The following is a 22653-nucleotide window of genomic DNA, read 5'->3' on the forward strand; positions in this document are numbered from 1 at the left end:
CCGCGCCGCCGCCCGCCGCCCGCCGCGCCGCCGCCCGCCGCGCCGCGGTCCGAGGCTCTCACCGCCGCCGAGCAGCCGCGCGGGCTCTCATCGCCGCCGAGCAGCCGTGCGGGCTCTCACCGCCGTCGCGCAGCCCAGGCCGGTCAGACGAGTTCGAGCACCAGCTTGCCGGTGTTCTCGCCCCGGAAGAGCATCTGCAGGGTCTGCGGGAAGTCGTCCACCGTGCCCCGGACCACGTGCTCCAGCACCTTGATCCGCCCCTCGGCGATCCAGCCGCCGAGTTCCCGCGCGGCCTCCTTGTAGCGCGGCGCGTAGTCGAACACCACGAAGCCCTCCATCCGGGCCCGGCGCACCAGCAGCGACAGGTAGTTCGACGGCCCCTGGACGTCGGTGGTGTTGTACTGGCTGATCGCGCCGCAGACCACCACCCGGGCGCGCATCGCCAGGCAGGCCAGGGCGGCGTCCAGGATCTCCCCGCCGACGTTGTCGAAGTACACGTCGATGCCGTCCGGCACCAGGGTGCGCAGCGCCTTCCGCACGTTCCCGGCGCGGTAGTCGACCGCCGCGTCGAAGCCGAGCTCGTCCGTCAGCACGGCGCACTTCTCGGCGCCGCCGGCGATGCCGACGACCCGGCAGCCCTTCGCCTTGGCGATCTGGCCGACCATGCTGCCCACGGCGCCCGCGGCGCCGGAGACCACCACCGTCTCGCCCTCCTTCAGCGCGCCGACGTCCAGCAGGCCGAAGTACGCCGTCATGCCCGGGCTGCCGAGCGCGCCGAGGAAGGTCGAGGGCGAGGCGAGCGCGGGGTCGATCCGCACGGCGCCCTTCCCGTCGGAGACCACGTGCTCCTGGACGCCGAAGAGGCCCGCGACCAGGTCGCCGATGGCGAAGCCGGGGTGGTTGGACTCGGTGACCTCGACGACCGACCCGGCCCGCATCACCTCGCCGATCCCGACCGGCGGCAGGTAGGAGGGGCGGTCGTCCAGCCAGCCGCGCATCGCCGGGTCCAGCGAGAGGTAGCGGGTGCGGCCGGCGAACCGGCCCTCGCCCGGCGCCGCGGCCGGCTCGGTGACGTGTTCCCAGTCCTCGGGGCCGATCTCGCCCACCGGCCGGCGGGCGAGGCGGATCTGACGGTTCTCTGCGGACAACATGGCGGCTCCCGGTGGCTGGACTGAGCTGGACCGCGGTACGGCGGACCTCGCGCGACGAGGGAGAGTCTAAGCAAGCGCTTAGTCAGTGCGCCAGGCCGGGACCGGAGGTCCCGCCTCGGACCCGGTCCGGACGCTGCCGACCGGGTCGGCCTGCGGGCTGTTCGGGCGAGGCGCGCCGGTCGGACGGAGGTCGGCCGCTACCTTCTGGCGGGGGCGGGACGACCGGACGACGCGCACGGGAGAGCCATGACTTCGAAGCGGCCCGAGGGCGGGGTGGCGGTGGTACGGGTACGGGCCTGGCAGGTGCTCCGCAAACCCAAGGTCTGGATGGTCCCGACCGTCATCGTCGGTACGGTGGCCTTCCTGCTGTCGCTGCTCTACCTGGGCGGCATCATCAACCCCCGGGCGGACCTGCACCGGCTGCCGATCGGCCTGGTCAACGCCGACCAGGGGGCCGTCGTGGCGGGCCAGCCGCAGAACCTCGGCGCGCAGATCACGGCCGGCATCGCGGCCGCGCCGGACCCGCAGGGGCAGGTCTCCTGGCGGCTGCTCGACCAGGCCGCCGCCGACGGCCAGCTGGCCTCGGGCAAGCTCGCGGGCGCGTTGGAGGTCCCGGCCGGCTTCACCGCCGCCGTGGCCGCGCTGGGCGCGCCCGCGCAGCCGATGCCGCCGCGGCCCACGCTGACGGTGCTGACCAACCCCGGGGTGGGCAGCCTCGCGTCCTCGCTGGCCTCCTCGATCACCCAGGCGGCCGCGCAACAGGCCTCGACGCAGCTCGGCAAGACCCTCACGGCACAGGCACAGGCACAGGCACAGGCGCAGGCCCAGCCGGCGGCCGGCGGGGGTGCGGCGATCAACGCGACGCTGCTCCAGCTGGCCGACCCGGCGGCCGTCGAGGTCAAGGTCGGCCACCCCATCGGCCCGCACAGCGGGCTGGGCCTGACGGCGTTCTACTACACGCTGCTCCTCGTGCTGGCCGGCTTCCTGGGCGCCAACGTGATCAGCAACGGTGTGGACGTGGCGCTCGGCTACGCGGCCAGCGAGCTGGGGCCGCTGCGGATGCAGCACCCGCTGGTGCCGATCAGCCGCACCCAGACGCTGACCGTCACCTGCGTGATGTCCGTCTGCCTCTCGGTGCTGACCTCCAGTCTGGTGATGCTGGCGACCGTGGTGGTGCTCGGCATGGACGCCTCGCACCTGCCGCTGCTCTGGGTCTTCTCGGTCTGCGCCAGCGCGGCGGTCGGGCTCGGCGCGCAGGCCCTGATCGCCGCGTTCGGCGGGATCGGGCAGCTGATCAGCATGTTCGTCTTCATCGCCCTGTCGCTGCCGTCCTCCGGGGCGACCATCCCGCTCCAGGCGCTGCCGACCTTCTACCGGGGGCTGGCGGTGTTCGAGCCGATGCGCCAGCTCAGCGACGGCGTCCGGGCCATCCTCTACTTCGACGCGCAGGCCGACGCCGGGCTGGCGCGGGCCTGGGTGATGATCGCGATCGGCACGGTCGCGGCCCTGGTCTTCGGCTTCGCGATGACCACCTACTACGACCGCAAGGGCCTGCACCGGTTCCATCCCGAACCGAGCTGACCTGCCGGGTGTCCCACCGGGACTCATGTCCCAGTGGGACATTTCCGGGTGTACGGTGGACGACGTGAGCATCGAAGAGGCAGCGGCAGCGGCCCCCGAGGGCCGGCGCGAACGCAAGGCACGCCGAACCCGGGAGTCGCTGGCCGCCGCGGCCCTGCGGCTGGTCCTGGAGCGGGGCCTGGCCGCCGTCTCCGTGGAGGACGTCACCGACCTGGCCGACGTCTCCCGGCGCACCTTCAGCCGGTACTTCCCCTCCCGGGAGGACGCCGTACTGGACTGCCTGCGGGCCGACTTCGCCCGGATCAACGCGGCCCTGGCCGAGCGCCCCGCCGCCGAGACCCCGCTGACCGCGTACCGCGCGGCCCTGCGGGTCTGGCTGCGGGACGACCTCGACCCGGCCTGGCACCGGCGCCCCGGCGTCCGCGAGCTGTTCGGCCTGATCGCCGCGGAACCCGCGCTGACCGCCGCCTACCGGCGGATCTGCGTCGACGAGGAGGAAGCGTCCATCCGGATCGCCGCCGCCCGGCTCGGCCTGGACGCCGAGCACGACCTGCGCCCGGCCGTCGCCATCGGCCTCGGGGTCGCGGCCCTCCAGGCCGCCTCCCGCGCCTGGGTCCGGCACCCCGCGACCGGCGCGGCCCCCGACCTGCCCGACCTGCTGGAGCAGGCCTTCGAGCTGCTCACCGCCGAACCGCCACCCGACGGCACGGCGGTGTGAACGAGCGCGCCCACCCGGCGCGCACCGGTACGAAAGGAACGACCGCCATGACCGGCATCGACTACACCCAGGAGTTCACCGGCCGGACCGCGCTGGTCACCGGAGGCGCCTCCGGCATCGGCCTCGCGGTGGCCCGGCGACTGGCGGCCGGCGGCGCCGCCGTCGCGATCGCCGACTTCGACCCGGCGGGCGCCCGCGAGGCCGCCGCCGAGCTGACGGCCGCCGGAGCCCGCGCCCTGGCCGTCGACGTGGACGTCACCGACCCGGAGTCGGTGCGCGCCGCCGTCCGGGCCACCGTCGACGGGCTCGGCGCCCTCCACCTGGCCGTCAACAACGCCGGCATCGCCGGGCCGGCCGCCCCCACCGGCGCCTACGAGCCCGAGGACTGGCGGCGGGTGCTGGCCACCAACCTGGACGGCGTCTTCTACTCGCTGCGCTACGAGATCCCCGCCATCCTCGCGGCCGGCGGCGGCGCCGTCGTCAACATGGCCTCGATCCTCGGGACCAACGGCTTCGCCGGCTCGCCCGCCTACGCCGCCGCGAAGCACGGCGTGGTCGGCCTCACCAAGACGGCCGCCCTGGAGTACGCCGCCCAGGGCGTGCGGATCAACGCCGTCGGCCCGGGCTTCATTGACACGCCGCTGCTGCGCGACGCCGACGCCGCCGCCCGCGACGCGCTGGTCGCGCTGCACCCGGCCGGCCGGCTCGGGCGCGCGGAGGAGGTCGCCGAGCTGACCGCCTTCCTGCTGTCCGACCGGGCCTCCTTCGTCCACGGCAGCTACCACCTGGTCGACGGCGCCTACGCGGCCCGCTGACCCGGCCGATTCCGGGGGGGGCACCGCACGCCGCGCGTACCGGACGCCCGTCCCGAACGCGCCCGCACCGAAGGAGAGTCACCACGATGAAGGCAGTCCAGTACCGCACGGCCGGCGCCGCCCCCGAGGTGGTCACCGTCCCCGATCCGGAGCCCGGCCCCGGGCAGGTCCTGCTGAAGGTCACCGCCGCGGGCGTGTGCCACTCCGACATCGCCGTGATGAGCCTGCCCGCCGAGCAGCTGTCCTTCCCGCTGCCGCTGACCCTCGGCCACGAGGGCGTCGGCACCGTCGCGGAGCTCGGCGCCGGAGTGACCGGCTTCACCGAGGGCGACGCGGTCGCCGTGTACGGGCCCTGGGGCTGCGGCAGCTGCGCCAAATGCGCGGAGGGCAAGGAGAACTACTGCCTGCGCGCCGCCGAGCTCGGCATCCGCCCACCGGGCCTGGGCGCCCCGGGCGCGATGGCGGAGTACATGATCGTCGACGACCCGCGGCACCTGGTACCGCTCGGCGGTCTCGACCCGGTGCGGGCCGTCCCGCTGACCGACGCCGGCCTGACGCCCTATCACGCGATCAAGCGCTCGCTGGGCAAGCTGGTGCCGGGCAGCACCGCCGTGGTGATCGGCACCGGCGGCCTCGGCCATGTCGCGATCCAGCTGCTGCGCGCGATGACGGCGGCCCGGGTGGTCGCCCTGGACGTGACCGAGGAGAAGCTGGCCCTGGCCCGGGCCGTGGGCGCGCACGAGACGGTGCTCTCGGACGCCTCGGCACCGGCGGCGGTCCGCGCCCTCACCGGCGGCGTCGGCGCCCAGGTGGTGCTGGACTTCGTCGGCGCGCCGCCGACGGTGGCCTCGGCCGGCGCGATGGCGGCGGTGGAGGGCGACGTGACGATCGTCGGCCTCGGCGGCGGCTCCCTGCCGGTCGGCTTCGGCACCCTCCCGTACGAGGTGTCGGTGGCCTCCCCGTACTGGGGCACCCGACCCGAGCTGATCGAGGTGCTGGACCTCGCCCGGGCCGGCGCGGTCGAGGTGCACGTCGAGACCTACGGCATCGACGACGCCCCGCTGGCGTACGAGCGCCTGCACGCCGGGCTGGTCAACGGCCGCGCGGTGATCCTGCCGAACGGCTGAGCGCGGGAGCGGCCCGGACCGCCCCGGACCGTCCGGCCCGTCCCGGACCGGCACCGCGGCGGTCCGGGGGCCGCGCCGGGGTCAGCGGCCGGGCGGGACGGCGGAGGCCGTGGGCGCGGCGCCGCCGCAGGTGGCCGTGTCGATCAACGCCTGGAAGGTGCGGCCGGTCGCCTCGCTCAGCTCGTAGGGATTCAGCGAGATGGCCAGCTGCCGGCGCCCGGCGGCGTCGCCCATCACGATCGTGCCGTAGCCCGCGATCCCGCCGCTGAGCCCCCAGTAGTCGCCGCAGGCGGTCGGGTACCGCACCAGCCCGAGCCCGTAGCCGCCCGCGGTGTCCGTGGTGACCTGCTGCTTCATCTCGGCCAGCTCGGCCGGGCCCAGCAGCCTGCCGCCGAGCAGCGCGGCATTGAAGCGGGTGAGGTCGGCGGTGGTCGAGATCCCGGCGCCCGCCGGACCGAAGGCGGAGGGGTTCTGCAGGGTGATGTCGACCGGGCCGTCGGCCCGCGGGAGGTACCCGTGGGCGTGCGGCCCGGGGACGAAGGGCGAGGAGCCGGGCATCGACGTCCCGTACAGGCCCAGCGGGCGGATGATGCGGCGCTCGACCTCGTCCGCCCAGGAGTGCCCGGTCGTCCGCTGGACGATCATCCCGAGCAGCACGTAGTTGGTGTTGGAGTAGTGCCACGGGCCGGGCTCCGAGTACGGCGGGTGGGCGTTGGCGAGGTCGACGACGTCCTGCGGCCGGTAGGTGGTCCAGCGCCCGACCCGCAGCCAGCGGTCGGCCGCCTCGCCCTCGGTGCTGAACCGGGTGTCGTCCGTGAAGTTGTAGAGACCGCTGGTGTGGTTCAGCAGCCGGCGCACGGTGATCGCGCCGCCGTTCGGTACGACCCCAGGCAGGTACCGCTCGACCGGGGCGTCCAGGGCGATCCTCCCCTCCGCGACCAGCTGGAGCACCACGGTGGCGGCGAAGGTCTTGGTGACGCTGCCGATCCGGAACCGGGCGTCCTCGGGCACCGGCGCCCCGCTGCGCAGGTCGGCGACGCCCGCCGCGCCCCGCCACACCCGGCGGCCGTCCTCGCGCACCTCGGCCTGCACGGCGCTGGAGCCGCCCTCCGACACCACGGCCCGGATCGCCCGGTCCAGCGCGGCGGCGTCGGTCGCGGGCCGCGCCGGGGCGGTGGCCACGACGCCACCGGGCGTCGCCGCGAGGGCCGCCGGCGCCGCGGTGCCCAGGAGGCCGGCCGTCGCCAGGGCGGCGATCGCGGCCCCGACGGCCGAGCGGCGGAGCCTTGACGGTGGCGTGCTGACGGTCATGACGGTGTCCCTCCCGAGAAGCGCCGGACTCCCTTCCGGCTGATGCCAGCCTGCCCCCGGCCCGCCGGGGCGGGCGTCCGCCCCAGGTCGCGACGGCCTCCCCCGGGGGTGTCGTGCGGGCTCCGCCGGAAGGAGGAGGAACCCGCCTATCGACCGGGGCCGTCCGTCCCGTCGCCGCGGTTCGGCTCGACGGGTTCGGCTCGACGGGGTTCGACGAGCCCCCGCAGCCAGAAGTCGGCGCAGGGGCCGGCGCTGGTGACGCTCGGGTCCACGGGCCGGCCGTTCGGCCGGGGCCGGGCAGCTCCCTGGTCCGGGTGCGGGGCGCGGGGTACGCCGCAGGTGGGAGGCCGATGCCCTCCTGCGGGCGGATGGCGGCCGGGGCGGTGCGCCGTATCGTCGGCGGTATGAGCCGACCGCTGCACCTGGCCACCTACCTGATGGCCTACGACACCCGGGCCCAGGCCCTCCAGGACCGCACCCGGGCCGGGTTCCTGCTGCGCGCCGCCGCGCTGGCCGAGCTGGCCCACCGCGGTGACCTCGTCGAGGACGGCCGGGGCCGGGTGCTGGTGGCGCCCGGCGCCGGCCCCGCCGGGGACCCGGTGCTGGACGCCGTCCTGGCCGAGGTGGCCGCACGGCGGCGCCGCTGGAAGTCGTGGATCAAACGCGGCCGCGAGGAGACGCTGGACGCCGTCGAGCAGCGGCTGGCCGTCCTCGGCGTGCTGACGGTCCGGGACCGTGACCCCTACGGCCCCGTCGTGCCGCGGCGGCCGGTGGCGATGCCCGACCCCCGGGAGGCGCTGGACCGGCAGCTCCGGGTGGCCCAACTGGTCCGTGGCGATGAGCCGGTGGGCGAGGTGGCGTTCGCGGACGCGGTGCTGGCGGCGCTGGCCGCGCACGGGCAGGTGCGGCTGGTGCTGTCGCGCCAGGAGCAGCGCGCGCACGCCGGGCGCATCGCGGCCCTCACCGCGCGGCTGGGGGAGCGGGCGCCCGGGCTGGCCAAGGCGGTCGACGGGCTGGGGACGACCATGGTGGCCGCGCAGGGCGGGATGGGCGGCGGCTGAGCACGGGGCGCCGGCCGGACCGGTGGGGGAGCGGCGGAGCAGGGCGCCGCGGAGCCGGTTCGTCGACGCAGCGAGTGGGCAGGAGTGGTGAAGCGCTTGCTTTGACGTCGGCGTCAATGTCTACCGTCGACATCGCGTACCGGCGCCGAACGGGCGGCGGAGACGCGTCCGGGGGGCCTGGCCGAGTGTCCGGCCATGACCACCCGTGGTTCGACGGCACCGGAGACCGCGTCACACCGCTGACGCGGCCGACCGGTGGCGATGCTTTGATTCGCCCCTGATACAACCCGAGGTCGCCTTCATGCCTTCCCTGCTGCACATCGACGCGAGCATTCGTCACGACGGCTCCGTGTCCCGCGAGTTGTCCGCCTACTTCGCCACCCAGTGGCGCGAGAACCACCCCGACGGCGGTTACGTCTACCGCGACCTGGGTGCCGAGCCCGTCCCGCACATCACGCACGCCGTCCGCGAGGCCCTGCTCGACCCGAGCGGCGAGCACGGCGAGACCCCGGAGGAGCGGGCGCTCAGCGAGGCGGTCACCGCCGAGGTGCGCGAGGCGACCACGCTGATCATCGGCGCCCCGATGTACAACTACACCATCCCGTCGACGCTCAAGGCGTGGGTGGACCGGCTCGTCACCCCGGCCCACATGGTGGCTCCCGGCGGCGACCCGGGCCTGCTCAGCGGCAAGTCCGTCGTGGTGGTCACCGCCCGGGGCGGCTCCTACGCCCCCGGCACCCCCCGTGAGGGCTGGGACTACCAGGAGCCGTACCTGCGCGCCGTCCTGGGCGCGATCGGCCTGGCGGACGACCTGACCTTCGTCCACGCCGAGCTGACGCTGGCCGCGATCGTGCCGCAGATGGCCGCGCTCAAGCCGCTGGCGGAGAAGTCCCGGGACACCGCGTTCGAGACGCTCAAGACGCTGGCCGCCTGAGGGTCCGTCACGCAGTAGTCCTGTCGGTGGGTCGCGGGGCCGCGGCCGGGTGGTTCCCGGCGGCGGCCCCGCTCACGTCCCACGTCGGCCGTGGCCCCGGCCCGGGCGATCAGCCGAGCCCGGCGGGCCGGGTGATCCCGGCCCGCTCGGCGACGTCCAGTGCCGGCTTCAGCAGGAGCGGACGGCGGTCCTCGTGCTCCGGACCGGCCGCCGCCAGCAGATCCGCCACCACCGCGGCGTCCACGGTGCGCGCCTCGGCGTGCCGGACGAACCGGGCGAGCGCATCGGCGAACGCCGCCGCGTCCGCGGGCCGGACGGCGGCGAGCTCGGCCGCCTCGTCGGCGAACTCCGCTGCCGAGCCCAACCACCCTGCGGCGCCGGACAGTCCGTCGTCGTCGAGCGACTCCGGGTACGGGATGCGGTGCCAGGCCCCGGCCTGCCACCAGTAGACGAAGCCGAACAGGTTCCCCTCGGCGTCCTCGCGCAACGCCTCCCAGGGCAGCCACGACGGACCGCCGGCGAGGAAGTCGATCTGCCGGCCGTCGACGTGGGTCCGGCTGCCGTCGGAGTCCTGCCCGCAGAAGACGACGCCGCCGCCCTCGCACCGCGTGACGCGCCACCAGTAGGAGCCGCCCGTCGCGTCGCACCACACCCCGTGCTCGTCCAGCCAGTAGCCCTCGGGGTTGCCGTGCGCGGCCTCCAGGAGGGCGAAGACGACGGCCCTCGCCCACACCCGGTCACCGTGGTCCAGATCCTCGGGCCGGCTCGGCCTGTGCATGATGCTGCTCCTCCTCAGGTGGGTCGGGCCCAGCCTGGCACACGCCGCCGACAACGCGAGGAGCGGGCTCGCGCCCCTGCCGGAGGCGCCGCGCGGCGAGGTCATGGTGCGGGGGCGTGTGCGGATGCCGGCAGGCGGTCACGCACCCTTCAGGAACGCCCCCGCCCTGCGCCACGAGTCCTCGGCGGACTCCTTGTCGTACGGCGGGTGGCCCGGGAAGAAGAAGGCGTGCTGCGCCTCGGGGTAGACGACCACCTCGTGCGGAACGCCCGCCGAGGCGAGACCCGCGACGACCTCCTCGCGCTCGGCGGCGCCGATCACATGGTCCCGGCCCGCGAAGAACAGCAGCACGCGCGTGCCCACCCGGGCGATGGCCGGGGTGTCCTCGGCGAGCGGGGCCGGGCGGCTCAGCGCCGTGCCCGAGGTCGTCAGCGAGCCGGGGAAGTAGGCCACCACGGCGTCCAGTTCGAGGCGGGTCGCCGCGAAGTACGCGATGTGCCCGCCGAGGCTGAAGCCGATCATGGCGGTACGCGTCGAAGCCCCCGCGTACTGCCGGGCGTGCGCGACGGCGGCCCGCAGATCCGCCTCCACCTCGTCCCGGGCGAACCCGTCGAGCAGTGCGAAGGCCCGGGTACGGTTCTCAGGGCTCTGCGCCATCCCGGCGGCGGTCCCCTCCTCGGCCGCGCGGTAGTAGAGGTCGGGCGCGACAGCGACGAAGCCGAGCGCGGCGACGTCCCGCACCGTCTTCCGGATGTCCTCCGTCACCCCCCACAGCTCGGCCCCGACGAGTACGACGGGGTGGTCCCCCGGCTCGGCGGGCCGTGCGAGGTAGGCCCCCATCGGCGGCGCCCCCGCGGCCGCCTCGATCCGGATCTGCTCGGCAACGATCTCGTACGCCATCGTCCGTCCTTCGCTCCACGTCGCGCCCGCGCGTCCTGAACTCCACGCGGACTCTCCCCTGTTGACGATCATGGGTGAACTCGCCGGAGAGGCATGCTAGTCCTGTGACCGCAGAGGTTCACCGGGTTGGCGCCAGCAGGCGCTGGGCCGGTTGGATGTCGTGAGACGTTCAGCTCGGAAGGGCCCGGTGGCGGAGCCGGTCAGGGTTCGCAGACTCACGGACCAGGAAGGCCAGCAGCTACAGCGGATCGTGCGGCGGTCGTCGGGGAGGCCGCAGGACCGGGGCCGTGTGGCCGCCAGGGCCCCGGTTCCGGATGAGCGCCAGCGCAGGCCGGGAGCCGCCCTCTCACTCGATGGAGTGAGCACGAACCGCAGGCCGCGCGGAAGCCCGCCGCCCCGCAGACGATGGATGCCGGGCGCAGCCGCACGGCTGCGCCCGCACTCTCCACCCTGATGGAAGGAAAGCGGAAGTGACTCGCTCCCCGCATCAGGACCGGGCGCCTGGCCCTGGTAGTCGGAGCGGCCTTCATGGCCGCCCTGGTCCCCGCGACGACGGCCCAGGCGGCCCTGCCGTCGAATTCCGACCTGGAAGTGGTTCGGCTCGACCCGGACCCGGCTACGCCGGGCGGTTCGACAACGGTGCACGGTTTCGTGGCCAACGGAGGCCCCCAGAAGACCGCGAACAGCTTCACCGTCAGCGTCCGCCTGCCGCGCCAAGTGACACCCGAGGAGCCCTACTTCCCTGAGGACTGCCAGGCGACGCAGGGCCTGCTCGGCGTCTGGACCGTCCGGTGCGTCTTCCCGGCTGGCCTCGACGCGGACGACAGTGCCACCGCACTCATCCCGGTCAGGGTCTCCGAGGAAGCTCCTCTCGGGAATCTGACCGGCGGACGGGTCAGCGTCAGCAGCGTCGACGACATCCTCCACCTCGGCAACAACTCCACGCCGTTCGTCATGAAGATCGTCGAAACAGGCCGGCAGGGCTGAACGCCCGGGCCCGGCGGCGAACCCCGCGGGCGTCCCCTGCTCACCGGCCCCGCCGAGGAGCAGGGGACGCCCGCGATGGCTTCCGCCGACGGGTTGAAATACCGGCGGACGTTCTCCGGCTTCCGGTGCCGGGACTTGGCCATCGGCATCAGCTCGGACGCGCCCTGCTCGCCGAGGTGGGTCAAGGAGGAGTGCCGTTACCCGTACAGGTCCCAGCCGCTGCCCGGCCCCGCCGGCGCGGTGTGCTGGTCAAGTAGCGCGCGGGCCCAGCCTTAGGAGAGCCGGGCCAGGCCTGCTCCCGCAGGAGCCGCAGCCCCGGAGCGTCACGGCCGGGGCCGGGCGGCGGCCTGGGGTGGGGCGGTCGGGGTGGTGCGGGGGAGGCGGGTGGCGGTGGCGAGGCCGAGGAGGGCGGCGACGGCGAGGGTGGCCATCGCGGCGGCGTAGGCGTTCTTGGTGAGGTTCGCGATCAGGATGGTGCCGGCGATGGCGGTGCCGAAGGTGGAGCCGAGGTTGGAGACGCTCCGGGACAGGCCGGAGATCTCGCCCTGCTGGTCCTCCGGGAAGGCGGACTGGACCACGTTCACGGAGGGGGTGAGCATGACGCCGAGGCCCAGGCCGATCAGCAGCAGGCCGGGGGCGAACGCCCAGGCGCTGGGGCTGCCGGCGACCAGGGCGAGCAGGACGGCGATGCCGCAGACGGCGAGGGCGAACCCGGTGATGATGAGGGTCCGCTGCGCGAAGCGCTCGGCGAGGCGTTCGGCGGCGAGCGAGGTGGCGAGCACCCCGACGGTGGCGGCGGTGAAGATGACGCCGGTCTCGATGGCGTCGTAGCCGCGGACCACCTGGAGGTAGGTGGCGACGGTGAACGAGGTGCCCATGAGCAGCAGCCACTGGGCGTTCTGCGTGACGAGGCCGAGGTTCGAGGTGCGGTCGCGGAAGAGCGCGGTCGACAGCAGCGGTTCCACTCCGGCGCGTTCCTCGCTGCGGATCCAGTGCAGGAACCAGGCCAGGACGAGGGCTCCGGCGGCGATCAGGCCGCCGGCGAGCCACAGGTTGTTGTCGGCCGCCAGGATGCCCATGACGATCAGGACCAGCCCGCCCGCGGACAGCACGGCGCCCCGGACATCGAAGTGGCGGTCGGGGTCGGGGGGCAGCGGGTCGACGAGGGTGCGGCTCAGCAGGATGATCAGCGCGATCACCACGGCCTGGAAGACGAACGCCGCGCGCCAGCTGATCGCGGAGGTGATCAGGCCGCCGATCAGCGGGCCCGCTGCCGCCCCGACGCCGCCGGCGGCCATGATGACCCCGAACGCGCGGGCCCGGGAGGTCAGATCGGGGTACAGCAGGGTGGTCAGGATGTAGACCGGGGGGATGAGCAGGGCCGTGCCGACGCCTTCGAGGAGGGAGTTGCCGAGGATCAGCACGCCCAGCCCCGGGGACACCGCGCTGAGGATCGCGCCGACCCCGTAGACGGCGAGGCCGGCGAGGAAGCAGCGCTTGCGGCCGAACCGGTCGGTCGCCTTGCCGCCCGGGATCATCAGGGCGGCCATGACGAGCAGGAACACGGTGATCGCGACCTGCACGCCCTGGACGGTGGTGTCCAGGTCGCGGCTGATGTCGTTGATCATCACGTTCATGTTGGAGCCGGCGAAGCTGCAGATGAACTGCGCCAGCGCGAGCGGCGCCAGCATGCGGGACCCGGCGCCCGGCCGGCCCGGACGGCGCTGCTCGCCGGCTGCGGGATCCTCGGTCACGATCGGCCTCTTCTCACGACGGTCGGCCTCTTCTCACGGCGGGAGGATCAGGCGCCCGGCTGCTGTTCGGCGCGGTCGAGCTCCTTGTCGAGGGCGATGGCCGCTGCCACCAGCGCGAGATGGGTGAACGCCTGCGGGAAGTTGCCGAGTTGCTCGCCGGACGGGCCGATCTCCTCGGCGAACAGGCCGACGTGGTTGGCGTAGGTGAGCATCTTGTCGAAGGCGTAGCGGGCCTGGTGGACGCGGCCGGAGCGGGCGAGGGCCTCGACGTACAGGAAGCTGCACAGGCTGAAGGTGCCCTCCGACCCCTGCAGGCCGTCGGGCGAGGCCGCCGGGTCGTAGCGGTAGACCAGGCTGTCGCTGACGAGTTCGTCGGTCATCGCGTCCAGCGTGCTGAGCCAGTCCGGGTCGGTGGGCGACAGGAATCCGACGCGGGGCATGAGGAGCAGGGAGGCGTCGAGCACCTCGCTGTCGTAGTGCTGGACGAAGGCCCGGCGGTTCTCGCTCCAGCCGCGCTCAATGATCTGCCGGAAGACCGCGTCGCGGGCTTCGCGCCAGCGGGCGAGGTCGGCGGGGCGGGAGTGCGTGGTGGCCAGTCGGATCGCCCGGTCGAAGGCGACCCAGGTCATCAGCCGGCTGTAGGTGAAGTCCTTCTGTCCGCCGCGGGTCTCCCAGATGCCCTCGTCCGGGCGGTCCCAGTGGTCGCACAGCCAGTCGATGAGATCGGCGAACACCCGCCAGCCGCGGATGCCGCCGATGTCCTCGCTCTGGGCCAGGGCGTAGGCCGCCTCGCCGTAGATGTCGAGCTGGATCTGGTCGGCCGCGGCGTTGCCGGCCCGCACGGGGGCGGAGCGCCGGTAGCCCTCCAGGTGGTCGAGGGTCTCCTCGGTCAGGTGGGGCTCCCCGTCGACGCGGTACATGATCTGCAGCGGCTCGCCGGAGGCGGTGCCGCCGGCCTCCAGCCGCTCGCGCATCCACCGCCGGAAGGCGTCGGCCTCGTCGGTGAAGCCGAGGTCGATCAGCGCGCGCACCGACAGCGACGCGTCCCGGACCCAGGTGTAGCGGTAGTCCCAGTTGCGCTCGCCGCCGATCTGCTCGGGAAGGCCCATGGTGGGCGCCGCGATCGGGGCACCCGTCGGCGCGTAGGTGAGCAGCTTCAGAGTGATCGCGGAGCGGAGGACCATCTCGTGCCAGCGGCCCTTGTAACGGCAGGAGCGCAGCCAGCCGAGCCAGAAGTCCCGGCAGGCGTCGAACGCCGCGGTCACCTCCTCGACGGTCGGCGGCGGCCCGCCCGGGTGCCCGCCACGGGCGCCCGGCTCGCCGGACTCGCTGGTGAGGACGACCGCGGCGCTCTCGCCGGCGTTCAGGGTGAAGCGCGCGGAGACGTCGTGGCCGTCGGCGTGCAGCGTGATCTGCTCGGTCGCCTGGATGTGCAGGTCGCCGTCGGGACCGTGGAAGACGGCGCTTCCGTCGTCGAGGCGGTCGAGGGTGTGCGCAGCGCGGCCGTAGTCGAAGCGGGGCCGGCAGATCAGCTCGAAGGGCAGGCTGCCGCGGACCACTCGGGCGACCCGGATCAGCCGGTGCCGTGCGGCCGGCACGTCGGAGGCGATGGGTTCCATGAAGTCGATGACCTCGCCGACGCCCTCCTCGGCCAGGAACCGGGTGATCAGGATCGGCGTGTCCGGCAGGTAGAGCTGGCGCACCGTGGCGTCTTCTCCGAGGTCGGCGGCGAGGCGGCAGTGGCCGCCGCGGTCGCTGTCGAGCAGCGACGCGAACAGGCTGGGCGAGTCGAACCGGGGCGTGCACCACCAGTCCACGGTCCCGTCGGAGGCGATCAGCGCCGCGGTCTGCAGGTCTCCCACCAAGCCGTGGTTCGCGATCGGGGGGTAGTCGTTCATGGGCCACTCCTGCGGGGAGACGGCTTTTCGGGACGTCGAGCCGCCGGGCACTGCCGACCCGGCGGCCAGCCTGGGCCAGGGCCGTTCCTCCATGCTGACCCCCACCTCCCGGTCATCGCATCCCGGACCGGGCGGCCCCTCGAACGTCGGGGTCCGCTCCCGCCCCCCCGGCTCAGTGGGTGGCCTGGACGGCGATGCCGACGAGCTGGAGGATCGCCTGCCCCCAGGCCGTGGTGGCGATCAGGACACCGAACACGACGGCGGTGAAGACGGTGAAGCCCTCGTCGACGCGGCTGCGGGAATGGGTGGGGCGCCGGAGCCGGACGAAGATGATGATCGCGAGGAACGCCGTCGCACTGATCGTGTACTGCACTGCCCACTCCGACCTGAGTTGACCCTGCGTGAGACACCGGTCACCCGGAGTCCGATGATGTCGGGCCGAGCATGGCAGAGCGGCTCGGCCGGGCGGGTGGATTCCGGGAAATCCACCGCACTCGAACGATCGGCGGAGGAATCTTGACGGTCTGAGCGGGCCGGGCATCCGCGACGGCCCGGAATGGGCCCCGCCGGTAGGGCGGGTCAGGGCATCGGGACGGCTTCCAGGCACGGGTGGGCGGTGCCGTAGCCGGTGGGCAGGGCGAGGACTTCGGCGGTCGAGCCGTTGATCTGGAAGCGGAATCCGCCGGTGGTGTCCTCGTAGACGGGTTCGTGGGCCGGTCCGAGGCGGTCGGTGCGGTGCACGATGACGGTGCGTGTCGTGCCGTTCGGGCCGCGGACGGCGATGGCGTAGCGGGTGGCGTCCCTCACGGCGCACTGCCTCGCCGGTCGAAGCTGTTGTGCTGGTCGGCCAGGTCGGCCAGGTCGGCGAGGTCGGGCCGTTCGGCGACGGCCGGGAGCCGGCGTGCGGCTCCGGCGCGGATCCGTGCGGGGGCGGGCGCGGTGAGTCGGCGGACCACGCCGCGGGCGCGGCCGGTGGCCGGGGCGGGGGTGGTCATGGCAGGTGCTTCCCCTCGAGGACGGGGCCGGGGGTCTCGGCCGGGGTGTCGTTGAGGAGGCCGGTGGTGTGGACGGGTTTGGTGTGGAGGCCGGTTTTGGCGTCGGCCGGGCGGGTGCCGCCGGGCGGTGTGGCCCCGTCGGGGTGGCCGTCGAGGGTGAACTGGGCGGTGGTCTCGGTGAGGGCCAGGAGCCGCTCCAGACGGGGGCCCGGGTCGGTGATCGTGAGGCGGCGTTTGGCGCGCAGGGCGGTCAGGCGCAGGCGCAGGAGCATGTTGAGGCCGTAGCTGTCGCAGAACGTGACGGCGGAGGTGTCGAGGTCGAGGCCGGTGCCGCTCTGGTGGAGCAGTTGTTCCAGGGTCTCGCGCATGCCGTCCGCGCTGTCCATGTCGATCTCCCCGGCCACCTGGACCAGGGTGCGGTGTGCTCCGGCGGTGACCGCGAGGTCCGGGCCGCCGGTCAGGCGCCGCGGTACGGACGGCGGCTGCACGGCGGAGCACCCTGCGGCGCCGGTAGCGGACGGATCTTCGGTCATGACCGGGTCCTTGGGAGGGAAGGGGCGGGCTGAGACCCTTCCAGCGTGGCCCGCAGCCACATTCACGTCAAGAGATACCCGAAGTTCGATTCATGTGTAGCGAAATCTGAATCTTTCGTCTTACGGTAGGGGGTATGGCACACGAGGAACCCACGGCGAGAACAAGCTGGACGTTCGTGACCAACCACGCCCGCGTGCTGGCCGCGATCGCCCGCGACCCCGGCATCCGGCTGCGGGACATCGCCGTGGAGGTCCAGCTGACCGAGCGCGCCGTCCAGGCGATCGTGACCGACCTCGACCAGGGCGGTTACCTCACTCGCGACCGCGCCGGGCGGCGCACCCACTACAGCATCGCCTCCGGCACCCTGCTCAGACACCCCGCCGAGGCCGGGCTCAGCATCAGCGCACTGCTCGACCTGCTCGCCCCCACCCGCAAGGACCGCGACCACGACGCCCCCACCGGCGACGGCGGTGCCCGCCGGGTGAACGGCACGTCGGCCGGCCGGCCCCACCCCTGACCGCGCCACGCTTCGTCGACGGGATCGGGCGGTCGCCACCGGCCCGAACGGGGGCGCCCGCCGCAGCCCGCGCGCCCCGGTACCTGCCGCTGCTCAGCGCCTGGTCTCGTACCTGGTCATGACCACGCCGCCGGGGAACGTCCGCGTCTCCACCAGGTTCAGGTCCACCCAGCTGTCCAGCGCGGTGAAGAACGGTGTCCCGCCGCCCACCAGGACCGGATAGGTGGCGATCGCGTACTCGTCGATCAGCCCGGCGCGCATGGCCGCCCCGGCGAGCGTCGCGCCGCCGATGGTCATCGGGCCGCCGTCCTCGGCCTTGAGCCGGGTGATCTCGGCGATCGCGTCGCCGGTGACCAGGCGGGTGTTCCAGTCGACCTCCTCGGCCGTCATCGTCGAGGAGAACACCACCTTCGGTGTGTCCCGCCAGTTCCGCGCGAACGCGATCTCCCCCGGGGTGGCGTCGGGCTGCTCGTCGCCGGTCGGCCAGTAGGAGCTCATCGTCTCCCACAGCTTGCGCCCGTACAGGGTCAGGCCACTCGCCCGCTCCTGGTCGAGCCACCACTGGAACAGCTCGTCGCTCGGCGGTCCGCTCCAGCCGATGTCGTCCCCGGCGGCGGTGACGTAGCCGTCCAGGGTCAGGTTCATGCCGTAGATCAGCTTCCGCATGGCCAGCCTTCCGTCGTGGGTGTCCGGCGTGGAGACCAGCGTGACGCGGGAAGCGCACCGGTGCGCGGTCCGACCCGCCGGTGCGGGCCGAGTCCGCTCTAGCGTGGCCGGAGTCGCTCGGGCGGGCAGAGGTAGAACAGTTCGGGGTCCGCCTCGTCGAGGCCGTGGACCAGGCCGGCCGGGTGCCAGCCGAGCTGCCGCAACAGCAGCTGCATGGGATGGTTCGAGACGTTCGTCGAGGTGAACAGCTTCGGGGTGGAGCAGCTTGCTTCGACTGCCCGGAGAAGGCGGGCGCCGACGCCCCGCCGGCGTGCGCCCGGCGAGACCGTCACCATGGTCACGAAGCCCTGTTCGAAGAACGTGTACTCCAGAACGCCGTAGCCCAGGATGCCTGACGGATCTTCGGCGACGCTGACGGATCCCTGGCCCAACCAGCGACGAATGCTCCGGGCCCGCGCTTCGTCGCCGGCGGCCGCGATCGCGTCGACGGCGACGAGGGCCGGCAAGTCCGTGGCGTCCGCGGCTCGCACCCGGATCCGGCTGGACAGCTCGACGTTCATGCGGACCATCCTGGCAGTGCGACGAGGCCCCGGCGGCCGAGGATCGCCGGGACCTGGTGCTGGGTGAGGGGCGGCCGGTGTCCTGGATCCGGACGGCGAACCTAGCGGAACTCCTCCGCGTGCTCCTCCGCCCAGGTGCGGAACGTGCGCGCGGGAACTCCGGTGATCTCCTCCACGGTGGAGGTGATCACGTTCGATGCGGGCCGGGTCTCTGCGCCGGCCAACAGCGCCTCGACGAGTGCGGGTGGCCTGCCGTCAGCGAGCATCTGCCGTCGCGCGACCTCTACGGGGACTTCCTCGAACGCCACCGGGCGGCCGATGGCCTCCCCGATCGCATGGACCTGTTCGGCCCTGCTCAGTACCTGCGGACCCGTCAGGACAAGCCTCGCGCCCACGTGCCCGTCACCGGTCAGGACAGGAACCGCCACAGCCGCGATGTCGTCCTCGTGGATCACCGCGGTAGCGGCGATACCCGGCCCGCGAACCGTGCGCGTGGCGCGGACCTGCTCGCCCCACCCGCGCGCGTTGGACGCGATGGTGTTCGACCGCAGGAACGTCCACTCCAGGCCGGATTCCCCGATCATGCGCTCCATGTCGGCGTGGAGCTGGTTGATCGGATCGGTCTGCCGCTCGGCCGCCTCGTTGACGCCCGACGACGAGAGATAGACGATGCGCCCGGTGCGTCGTGCAAGTGCCTCCAGTACGGCGGGCGCGCCCTCGGTCGTCAGGAAGGGCCATACCAGGAACACTGCGCTGGTCCCCTCCAGCGCCACATCGAGCGTGGCCGGCACGGACAGGTCCCCGCTGACGACCTTCACTCCCTCCGGCAGCCCGGCCGTTTCGGGATCACGCGCCAGCGCCCGCACCCCGGCGCCCGCGGCCAGGAGCCGAGCAACCACGTGTCGGCCGACGTTGCCGGTCGCGCCCGTCACAAGAATCTCACTCATGATCAGCCCAGCCTCGGCCCTGCTCGGACTATTCCGGCTGCCGGGCCCCGGCGCTCGGGACCCCCCGCCGCTGAACGTCTTCCTCGCTTCAGCCGCAGTGCTTGGAGCTGTAGCCGGATGCCCCTTGACCTGCGAACTCGTTGTACATCAGCCCGCCGACGAAGTCGACGCAGGCCCCCTTGGCATACGTGTAGACCGGGCCCGCGTAGCTGGAGTAGTTGCTCCCGGCGCCGTCCTGGATCCAGTCGCTCGTTCCGGAACGTCGTATCGCGACCCGGATGTCGTGGTGACCGGTGACGGCCCCGTCCTTCCCGCGGGCGATCGCACAGTTGAACCCGTTCCCGCTGTTGTAGTAGATGTCGATGAAGCCGACCACCACACTCCCTTGGGCGTTGTCGGTGATGTCCCAGCTCTGCTTGAAGTCGTACGCGCTCCCGCACTTGTTGACCCGGGGGTAGGCGTGGGCCGCGCCGGCGGAGAGGCCGACGAAGCCTCCGGCGAGGACCGTGGCCGCGAGTACCGCCGCGAGGTGCTTCTTGAGCATGGCGAGCTCCTTCGAGTGCCGTGGGTGTCTGGGGTCGGGACTGCCGGGGGACCGTCTCCGTGCCGGAGGCCCCGGGGTGTCCCGTCGCGGGCCTCGACACGTTGTCCGATGGCCTGGTGAAGCCCACAGTGCAGGCATGTCCGATTGTCCATCCACCGGATTCGGCTACGGCCCAGGTGACCAGCGGACAACCCGGGTTGGCCGCGGACACGGCACGGCTCGGCACAAGGTGGGCCGTCCACCCAGGGCATCGTCGTCCCCGGCCGCTGAAGTACCGCGCGCACCCGGCTCCGAGGCCCGCGGGGCTGTCCCGGATCCGGTCCCTCCCGTCGCGCGGAAGGCTTCCGTGTGGCCGGCCCCGGACGTTCGCAGCGAAAGCCACTGGTACCGGCGCAGCGGTTTGGACAAGCTGGGGCCCATGGACTGGACGCCTCTGCTCTCCACACTGACCGGTGCCGTCATCGGCATCGCCGCCACGCTGATCGCCGACCGCAACCGGTGGCGGCGGGAGGAGGCCAGGCATGCGCTGGACGTGCGGCGCGAGGTCTACACGGAGTACGTCTCCGCGCTCAAGGCCGCGGGTGAGGAGATCCGGGCCGTCGCCCTGGGCGACCACATGTCAGATTCGGCCCGCGACGCGGCGGTGCGGGAGGCGGTGCGGAGCACCGGCATCTACACGGCGAGCGAACGCCTGTGGCTCGTGGGCCCGTCGCCGGTCGTGGAGGCCGGGAACGAAGCGTTCCACAGCCTGCGGGCGATCCGCGACGCCTACGCCCGGGGAGCGGCGGTCGGCTCGGCCGACGACGCGCCCCTGATAGCGCGGCGACGCGAGGCCATGGCGCGGATGCGTCGCCTCATGCGTGAGGACCTGGGCGTCGGACCCCTCGGAATCGAGTGATATCGAGTGAGGTGGCAGAGCCCCGCAGGCCGACCCGTACCGGCCCGTACCGGCCCGCGAGTGCCACCGGTCAGTGTGGTGCCAGGCCCGGCGTTCTGCGGCGCGCCGCTCGGTGTCGTACGGGGCCCAGCCCGGGCGCCGGTGCGGGCGAAGGAGGTCCAGGCCGTGTGCATCCGCCGCGTCAGGTCGGCGGGCGGGCTGCCGGTGCCCAGCAGCGCGTGCGGCCCGTGGAGTTGTGGCAGGTGGGCGGCGTGGAAGACGAAGGGCAGCTCCACGGTGTGGGTGGCGCCCAGTCGGCCGTGCAGGGCGTTCGAGCGCCAGGCGAACTCGGAGGCGTAGGTGCGCCCACCGCCCGGGGCGGAAACGGTGGCGTGGGCGTCCGCGAGGCGGCGGGTGCCGTCGCCGAACAGCGTGTCGCCCAGGACGGCGGAGCGCAGTTCGCCGTCGGTGGCCCGTGGGTACCGGGCGCGGTAGACGGCGACGAGTTCGACGGAGGCGCGGCGCGGGACCGTCGTCCAGCAGTCCTGGCAACTCCTGCGCCTAGAACCGGTACTGGGCGGCACCTGCGGCGACCTCGTCGCGCTGTGCGACCGCATGGCGGACAGCGCCGAGGCCACCCTGGCCGCCCTCGCCCAGTGGATCGCCGAGGAAGGCCACCGGCATCGGCCACGGTGATCGCCGGAGCTCCCGCTGATCGGCCGGTCGCGACGGGAAGCTCAGCCATCGCGTTCCGGAGTCCCGTTGTCCGTGCCGGGTGAGAGGCTGCCGGCGAGGTCGAGACAGGGATGGGGAACCGGCGCAGTGGGATTCGTGGGGGAGGTCTGGCGTCTGATGCGCCAGGAGGAACTGCCCGGCGAGATCGTGATCGACGAGAGCGAGTTCCCCTGGTTGCACGGGCGCTTCGCGCCGGCGCCGACGTTCGGGGCGGTGAAGCCGTGGTTCGACGAGTCGCTGGCTCTGGTGGAGGCGGAGGAGTTCGAGCGGTTCGACGACTCCTACGACCGGATCGCGGCCGCCCTGACGCTGCTGGCCCCGTCAGGTCCGGTCGCGGAGTTCCTCCTGCACATCAGCGACGGCCGCGCCTGGTTCAGGTGGAGCGACGAACCGTTCGACGCTGTCTGAGCCCACCGGGCCCACCGGGCCCCGGGGCATCGGCTGACCGGAGGAGCGGGGGGACGGCACCGCCCGAGGCCGGCCCGAGAGGCCTGGCCGCGCTCAGCGCTCAACCAGCGCCGTTCGACGGGGCAATTCGATGGCGCCGAGCGCGTCCACCGTCGACTCTGGTCACCGTGTCAGAACCCAAGCACCAGATCCGCGCCAGCTACACGGACACGACAGTGACGGTCTACCAGGCGTACGCGCCGGAGATCGGCCTGCCCGCCGCAGTGGACGGACGCTTTCCCGCAGCCTGGCGGCGGGACCGGATGACGTGGATCAAGCCTTCGTTCCTCTGGATGATGTATCGCTGCGGATGGGCGGGCAAGGAGGGGCAGGAGACCGTGCTGGCGGTCGAGATCACCCGCGAGGGCTTCGAATGGGCCCTGGAGAACGCCTGCCTGGCCCACTACCAACCCGGACTGCACCCCGACCGCGGCGACTGGAAGCGCCGGCTGAAGCGAGCCCCGGCCCGGGTGCAGTGGGACCCCGAACGCGATCTGCACCTGCGGCCGCTCGCTCACCGGTCCCTGCAACTCGGCCTCACGGGCGAGGCCGCTGAGCGTTACGCGGAGGAGTGGATCGTTTCGATCCGCGACGTCACCGCGCTCGCGCAGGCAATCCACGCCCACGTGAGGGACGGAGCACTCGACGCCGCCCGGCAGTTGCTCCCCGTGGAACGCCCCTACCCGGCTGGCGACGTGCTCACGGCCCATCTGCGCGACTGAGCCGACCCGACCACCCGGGCCGCGCCCGGCCCGGTGGTGGCACCGCCGCCGGAGGACGGGCGTCCGCCACGGCCGGCCGCCCCCACCCCGGAGC

General features: G+C 73.4%; 25 protein-coding genes and 2 pseudogenes. 11 read left to right on the forward strand and 16 right to left on the reverse strand.

The window, feature by feature from the left end; genetic code table 11:
• Nucleotides 1-143 precede the first annotated feature (143 nt).
• Entirely contained in the window at nucleotides 144-1151 is a 1008-nt protein-coding gene (locus ACFWA9_RS25835) for an NADP-dependent oxidoreductase (RefSeq protein ID WP_380390070.1), read from the reverse strand.
• Between the two features lie 246 nt (nucleotides 1152-1397).
• Here ACFWA9_RS25835 and ACFWA9_RS25840 point away from each other — a divergent pair, with 246 nt between their 5' ends.
• The 4 genes from ACFWA9_RS25840 to ACFWA9_RS25855 all read left to right on the forward strand — a co-directional run bounded on the left by ACFWA9_RS25840 (nucleotide 1398) and on the right by ACFWA9_RS25855 (nucleotide 5392).
• Nucleotides 1398-2732: a DUF3533 domain-containing protein gene (locus tag ACFWA9_RS25840; protein ID WP_380390071.1), complete on the forward strand. Its 1335-nt coding sequence runs from the start codon at nucleotides 1398-1400 to the stop codon at nucleotides 2730-2732.
• A gap of 64 nt (nucleotides 2733-2796) precedes the next feature.
• The gene (locus ACFWA9_RS25845) at nucleotides 2797-3450 is read left to right on the forward strand and encodes a TetR family transcriptional regulator (RefSeq protein ID WP_380390073.1); all 654 of its coding nucleotides are present in this window, start codon (nucleotides 2797-2799) and stop codon (nucleotides 3448-3450) included.
• Nucleotides 3451-3497: 47 nt separating this feature from the next.
• Nucleotides 3498-4265 (forward strand): SDR family NAD(P)-dependent oxidoreductase, encoded by a 768-nt coding sequence (locus ACFWA9_RS25850; RefSeq protein ID WP_352287745.1) that lies wholly within the window; start codon nucleotides 3498-3500, stop codon nucleotides 4263-4265.
• Between the two features lie 86 nt (nucleotides 4266-4351).
• Complete coding sequence (locus ACFWA9_RS25855; RefSeq protein ID WP_380390075.1) at nucleotides 4352-5392, forward strand: NAD(P)-dependent alcohol dehydrogenase; 1041 nt, start codon at nucleotides 4352-4354, stop codon at nucleotides 5390-5392.
• A gap of 81 nt (nucleotides 5393-5473) precedes the next feature.
• Here the strand turns inward: ACFWA9_RS25855 and ACFWA9_RS25860 are convergent, their stop codons facing one another.
• The gene (locus ACFWA9_RS25860; protein ID WP_380390077.1) at nucleotides 5474-6703 is read right to left on the reverse strand and encodes a serine hydrolase domain-containing protein; all 1230 of its coding nucleotides are present in this window, start codon (nucleotides 6701-6703) and stop codon (nucleotides 5474-5476) included.
• A 404-nt stretch (nucleotides 6704-7107) separates the two neighbouring features.
• Here ACFWA9_RS25860 and ACFWA9_RS25865 point away from each other — a divergent pair, with 404 nt between their 5' ends.
• Together ACFWA9_RS25865 and ACFWA9_RS25870 are read left to right on the forward strand one after the other, a co-directional pair.
• Entirely contained in the window at nucleotides 7108-7764 is a 657-nt protein-coding gene (locus tag ACFWA9_RS25865; RefSeq protein WP_380390078.1) for a GPP34 family phosphoprotein, read from the forward strand.
• Nucleotides 7765-8065: 301 nt separating this feature from the next.
• Nucleotides 8066-8698, forward strand: a complete 633-nt coding sequence (locus ACFWA9_RS25870) for an NAD(P)H-dependent oxidoreductase (RefSeq protein WP_329485772.1) — start codon at nucleotides 8066-8068, stop codon at nucleotides 8696-8698.
• A 109-nt stretch (nucleotides 8699-8807) separates the two neighbouring features.
• Here ACFWA9_RS25870 and ACFWA9_RS25875 read toward each other — a convergent pair whose 3' ends face one another.
• Nucleotides 8808-9476, reverse strand: coding sequence for a hypothetical protein (locus ACFWA9_RS25875; RefSeq protein ID WP_380390080.1), 669 nt, complete (start codon nucleotides 9474-9476; stop codon nucleotides 8808-8810).
• Nucleotides 9477-9614: 138 nt separating this feature from the next.
• On the reverse strand, nucleotides 9615-10376 hold the full coding sequence (locus ACFWA9_RS25880) for a dienelactone hydrolase family protein (protein ID WP_380390082.1): 762 nt from the start codon (nucleotides 10374-10376) through the stop codon (nucleotides 9615-9617).
• 528 nt (nucleotides 10377-10904) lie between these two features.
• Between ACFWA9_RS25880 and ACFWA9_RS25885 the strand changes: the two genes are divergently transcribed.
• A complete protein-coding gene (locus tag ACFWA9_RS25885) occupies nucleotides 10905-11363 on the forward strand; it encodes a hypothetical protein (RefSeq protein ID WP_380390084.1) in 459 nt (152 codons plus the stop codon).
• A gap of 71 nt (nucleotides 11364-11434) precedes the next feature.
• On the opposite strand, the pseudogene ACFWA9_RS25890 reads toward ACFWA9_RS25885, so the two are convergent.
• The 7 genes and pseudogenes from ACFWA9_RS25890 to ACFWA9_RS25920 all read right to left on the reverse strand — a co-directional run.
• A pseudogene (locus ACFWA9_RS25890) lies at nucleotides 11435-11662 on the reverse strand (site-specific integrase); the annotation flags it as partial.
• A gap of 24 nt (nucleotides 11663-11686) precedes the next feature.
• Entirely contained in the window at nucleotides 11687-13054 is a 1368-nt protein-coding gene (locus ACFWA9_RS25895; RefSeq protein ID WP_380390116.1) for an MFS transporter, read from the reverse strand.
• Between the two features lie 110 nt (nucleotides 13055-13164).
• On the reverse strand, nucleotides 13165-15015 hold the full coding sequence (locus ACFWA9_RS25900; RefSeq protein WP_380390086.1) for a glycoside hydrolase family 15 protein: 1851 nt from the start codon (nucleotides 15013-15015) through the stop codon (nucleotides 13165-13167).
• 172 nt (nucleotides 15016-15187) lie between these two features.
• Nucleotides 15188-15388: a hypothetical protein gene (locus ACFWA9_RS25905; protein WP_329485767.1), complete on the reverse strand. Its 201-nt coding sequence runs from the start codon at nucleotides 15386-15388 to the stop codon at nucleotides 15188-15190.
• A 206-nt stretch (nucleotides 15389-15594) separates the two neighbouring features.
• Nucleotides 15595-15822 (reverse strand): DUF6296 family protein, encoded by a 228-nt coding sequence (locus tag ACFWA9_RS25910; RefSeq protein ID WP_380390088.1) that lies wholly within the window; start codon nucleotides 15820-15822, stop codon nucleotides 15595-15597.
• Nucleotides 15819-16010, reverse strand: coding sequence for a hypothetical protein (locus ACFWA9_RS25915; protein WP_380390090.1), 192 nt, complete (start codon nucleotides 16008-16010; stop codon nucleotides 15819-15821). Before ACFWA9_RS25915 ends, ACFWA9_RS25910 begins: the two co-directional genes overlap by 4 nt.
• Complete coding sequence (locus ACFWA9_RS25920) at nucleotides 16007-16543, reverse strand: STAS domain-containing protein (RefSeq protein WP_380390092.1); 537 nt, start codon at nucleotides 16541-16543, stop codon at nucleotides 16007-16009. The genes ACFWA9_RS25915 and ACFWA9_RS25920 overlap by 4 nt, the downstream gene beginning before the upstream one ends.
• Before the next feature lie 134 nt (nucleotides 16544-16677).
• Here ACFWA9_RS25920 and ACFWA9_RS25925 point away from each other — a divergent pair, with 134 nt between their 5' ends.
• Nucleotides 16678-17061, forward strand: coding sequence for a helix-turn-helix domain-containing protein (locus ACFWA9_RS25925; RefSeq protein WP_359838718.1), 384 nt, complete (start codon nucleotides 16678-16680; stop codon nucleotides 17059-17061).
• Nucleotides 17062-17154: 93 nt separating this feature from the next.
• Here the strand turns inward: ACFWA9_RS25925 and ACFWA9_RS25930 are convergent, their stop codons facing one another.
• The 4 genes from ACFWA9_RS25930 to ACFWA9_RS25945 all read right to left on the reverse strand — a co-directional run bounded on the left by ACFWA9_RS25930 (nucleotide 17155) and on the right by ACFWA9_RS25945 (nucleotide 19778).
• Nucleotides 17155-17727, reverse strand: coding sequence for a dihydrofolate reductase family protein (locus ACFWA9_RS25930; RefSeq protein WP_329485761.1), 573 nt, complete (start codon nucleotides 17725-17727; stop codon nucleotides 17155-17157).
• A 98-nt stretch (nucleotides 17728-17825) separates the two neighbouring features.
• Nucleotides 17826-18287 (reverse strand): GNAT family N-acetyltransferase, encoded by a 462-nt coding sequence (locus ACFWA9_RS25935; protein ID WP_380390095.1) that lies wholly within the window; start codon nucleotides 18285-18287, stop codon nucleotides 17826-17828.
• A gap of 101 nt (nucleotides 18288-18388) precedes the next feature.
• A complete protein-coding gene (locus ACFWA9_RS25940; protein ID WP_380390097.1) occupies nucleotides 18389-19234 on the reverse strand; it encodes an NAD(P)H-binding protein in 846 nt (281 codons plus the stop codon).
• An 88-nt stretch (nucleotides 19235-19322) separates the two neighbouring features.
• The gene (locus ACFWA9_RS25945) at nucleotides 19323-19778 is read right to left on the reverse strand and encodes a hypothetical protein (protein WP_352287776.1); all 456 of its coding nucleotides are present in this window, start codon (nucleotides 19776-19778) and stop codon (nucleotides 19323-19325) included.
• Nucleotides 19779-20196: 418 nt separating this feature from the next.
• Between ACFWA9_RS25945 and ACFWA9_RS25950 the strand changes: the two genes are divergently transcribed.
• A complete protein-coding gene (locus ACFWA9_RS25950; RefSeq protein ID WP_380390099.1) occupies nucleotides 20197-20676 on the forward strand; it encodes a hypothetical protein in 480 nt (159 codons plus the stop codon).
• Nucleotides 20677-20861: 185 nt separating this feature from the next.
• On the opposite strand, the pseudogene ACFWA9_RS25955 reads toward ACFWA9_RS25950, so the two are convergent.
• Nucleotides 20862-21272: pseudogene (locus tag ACFWA9_RS25955) on the reverse strand (hypothetical protein); the annotation flags it as partial.
• A 205-nt stretch (nucleotides 21273-21477) separates the two neighbouring features.
• On the opposite strand from ACFWA9_RS25955, the gene ACFWA9_RS25960 reads away from it, so the two are divergent.
• Together ACFWA9_RS25960 and ACFWA9_RS25965 are read left to right on the forward strand one after the other, a co-directional pair.
• The gene (locus ACFWA9_RS25960; RefSeq protein WP_380390100.1) at nucleotides 21478-21798 is read left to right on the forward strand and encodes a hypothetical protein; all 321 of its coding nucleotides are present in this window, start codon (nucleotides 21478-21480) and stop codon (nucleotides 21796-21798) included.
• Nucleotides 21799-21965: 167 nt separating this feature from the next.
• Nucleotides 21966-22559, forward strand: coding sequence for a DUF4291 domain-containing protein (locus ACFWA9_RS25965; RefSeq protein ID WP_380390102.1), 594 nt, complete (start codon nucleotides 21966-21968; stop codon nucleotides 22557-22559).
• The last annotated feature ends 94 nt before the right edge of the window (nucleotides 22560-22653 follow it).

It is taken from the genome of Kitasatospora sp. NPDC059973, from assembly GCF_042737525.1.
GTDB lineage: Bacteria > Actinomycetota > Actinomycetes > Streptomycetales > Streptomycetaceae > Kitasatospora.

Excerpts from the sequence above, each read along its gene's own strand:
- ACFWA9_RS25900 (WP_380390086.1), bottom strand. The coding sequence starts at position 15,015 with ATGAACGACTACCCCCCGATCGCGAACCACGGCTTGGTGGGAGACCTG.
- ACFWA9_RS25835 (WP_380390070.1), bottom strand. The coding sequence starts at position 1,151 with ATGTTGTCCGCAGAGAACCGTCAGATCCGCCTCGCCCGCCGGCCGGTG.
- ACFWA9_RS25915 (WP_380390090.1), bottom strand. The coding sequence starts at position 16,010 with ATGACCACCCCCGCCCCGGCCACCGGCCGCGCCCGCGGCGTGGTCCGC.
- ACFWA9_RS25880 (WP_380390082.1), bottom strand. The coding sequence starts at position 10,376 with ATGGCGTACGAGATCGTTGCCGAGCAGATCCGGATCGAGGCGGCCGCG.
- ACFWA9_RS25895 (WP_380390116.1), bottom strand. The coding sequence starts at position 13,054 with ATGCTGGCGCCGCTCGCGCTGGCGCAGTTCATCTGCAGCTTCGCCGGC.
- ACFWA9_RS25925 (WP_359838718.1), top strand. The coding sequence starts at position 16,678 with ATGGCACACGAGGAACCCACGGCGAGAACAAGCTGGACGTTCGTGACC.
- ACFWA9_RS25930 (WP_329485761.1), bottom strand. The coding sequence starts at position 17,727 with ATGCGGAAGCTGATCTACGGCATGAACCTGACCCTGGACGGCTACGTC.
- ACFWA9_RS25950 (WP_380390099.1), top strand. The coding sequence starts at position 20,197 with ATGGACTGGACGCCTCTGCTCTCCACACTGACCGGTGCCGTCATCGGC.
- ACFWA9_RS25850 (WP_352287745.1), top strand. The coding sequence starts at position 3,498 with ATGACCGGCATCGACTACACCCAGGAGTTCACCGGCCGGACCGCGCTG.
- ACFWA9_RS25940 (WP_380390097.1), bottom strand. The coding sequence starts at position 19,234 with ATGAGTGAGATTCTTGTGACGGGCGCGACCGGCAACGTCGGCCGACAC.
- ACFWA9_RS25860 (WP_380390077.1), bottom strand. The coding sequence starts at position 6,703 with ATGACCGTCAGCACGCCACCGTCAAGGCTCCGCCGCTCGGCCGTCGGG.
- ACFWA9_RS25840 (WP_380390071.1), top strand. The coding sequence starts at position 1,398 with ATGACTTCGAAGCGGCCCGAGGGCGGGGTGGCGGTGGTACGGGTACGG.
- ACFWA9_RS25855 (WP_380390075.1), top strand. The coding sequence starts at position 4,352 with ATGAAGGCAGTCCAGTACCGCACGGCCGGCGCCGCCCCCGAGGTGGTC.
- ACFWA9_RS25875 (WP_380390080.1), bottom strand. The coding sequence starts at position 9,476 with ATGCACAGGCCGAGCCGGCCCGAGGATCTGGACCACGGTGACCGGGTG.
- ACFWA9_RS25870 (WP_329485772.1), top strand. The coding sequence starts at position 8,066 with ATGCCTTCCCTGCTGCACATCGACGCGAGCATTCGTCACGACGGCTCC.
- ACFWA9_RS25865 (WP_380390078.1), top strand. The coding sequence starts at position 7,108 with ATGAGCCGACCGCTGCACCTGGCCACCTACCTGATGGCCTACGACACC.
- ACFWA9_RS25885 (WP_380390084.1), top strand. The coding sequence starts at position 10,905 with ATGGCCGCCCTGGTCCCCGCGACGACGGCCCAGGCGGCCCTGCCGTCG.
- ACFWA9_RS25920 (WP_380390092.1), bottom strand. The coding sequence starts at position 16,543 with ATGACCGAAGATCCGTCCGCTACCGGCGCCGCAGGGTGCTCCGCCGTG.
- ACFWA9_RS25935 (WP_380390095.1), bottom strand. The coding sequence starts at position 18,287 with ATGAACGTCGAGCTGTCCAGCCGGATCCGGGTGCGAGCCGCGGACGCC.
- ACFWA9_RS25945 (WP_352287776.1), bottom strand. The coding sequence starts at position 19,778 with ATGCTCAAGAAGCACCTCGCGGCGGTACTCGCGGCCACGGTCCTCGCC.